Here is a 1,279-nt window from a genome sequence, read left to right as displayed (position 1 = left end):
CCGATCACCACGCGCGGGTCGGTGGGCAGGTGCTTGCCGAGCACGGTCGACACCAGCAGGTGCGCCCGGCGCGGATTGCGGCGCAGGCCCGGCTGGACCAGCGCGGCGATCGAGAGTTCGCCCGGCAGCGCGTCCTCGGCCGCCGACGCGGCGAACGACTCGCCGTGCCGCAGTTCGATGCCGAGATTCGCGGTCGCCCACGGTGTTTCGAGATCGAGGCCGAACGTGCTCATTCGGCGATCATCGCTGTCAGCAAATCCACGAAGGACACTCCCTTGTTCGCGACCCCGAACGCGCGAGCCCGGACCAGCGTCTGGCGGGCCCAACTGCGGTGCGGGCGCATCTCGTTCATCTTGTTGCGGTACTCCGAGGCCGCGACGCCGCCGACGTCGGCCTCCATGATGTGCAGCGCGTCGGCGTACTCCTCGTGCGTCACCACCGACAGCGCGTGCACCGCCGCCACGTGCGACGGGTGGATCACCGTCTTGCCCTGGATGCCGTTGGCGCGGTCCAGGGTGATCTCGCGCAGCAGGCCGTCCAGATCGCGGCTGACCAGGTACTGCCGGAACGGCACCGCGTCGGACTCCTCGAACGGCGCGGTCCGCAGCAGCGGCCGGAACATCCGCTCGTGATCGGCGAAGTACTCCCACACCGGTCCGGTGATGATGAAACCGGTGCCGTCGGCGCGGCCCAGGTAGTTCACGATGTCGGCGATCACGTCGGCGACCACGCGCACGTCGTAGATCGTGAGATCGCGGTCGCGGCGGATGCCGAAGGTCGAGCACATGTCGGTGGCGCCGATGCGCACCGCGAGCAGCTGGTCGCGGTGTTCGGCGAGCAGCTCGGCGATCCGCGAGAGCTGCTCGTCGCGGGTCTGGCGGTGCACCAGGTTCGCCGATTCGAGCACCGGCATGCCGTAGATCGGGCGGTCCAGGGTGCGCCGGGCGTCGTCGAGGGCGGCCAGGTAGGCGGGCCCGGTGACGGCGTCGAACTTGGGGAAGACGAATCCGGTGAGCACCTCGGCGCCCGGCCCGAGCGCGCCGACCAGCTCGGTGACGGTCTGCGGATCACGCACCCGCACGAACAGCATCGGGTTCGGTTCCTCGCTGCGCGCGAGCAGATCCAGCGTCGCCACCGCGTGCTGCTTGGCGGCCTCCACCTGGTGGTCGGCGACGGCGTCCTCGAGGTCGATCACCATCGAGCAGACGCCGTGGTAGATGAGGTGCGGTACGGCGAACAGCAGGGCCGCGACCGCCACCAGCCGCGCGACCGTTGTGGT

At 70.1% G+C, this 1,279-nt stretch carries 2 protein-coding genes; both read right to left on the bottom strand.

Annotation, left to right across the window (positions count from 1 at the left end; translation table 11 throughout):
- A partial coding sequence (locus ACWDNU_RS46140) for a phosphoribosyltransferase domain-containing protein (RefSeq protein ID WP_449673480.1) occupies positions 1-233 on the bottom strand: 233 nt, incomplete at its 3' end.
- On the bottom strand, positions 230-1,279 hold a 1,050-nt coding region (locus ACWDNU_RS46135), incomplete at its 5' end, for an HpcH/HpaI aldolase/citrate lyase family protein (protein ID WP_449673479.1). The genes ACWDNU_RS46135 and ACWDNU_RS46140, both read right to left, overlap by 4 nt.

This window comes from Amycolatopsis sp. NPDC003676, from assembly GCF_053587275.1.
The sequence above is the reverse complement of the archived record's forward strand: the minus strand, read 5'-3'. Positions and strand labels throughout refer to the sequence as shown.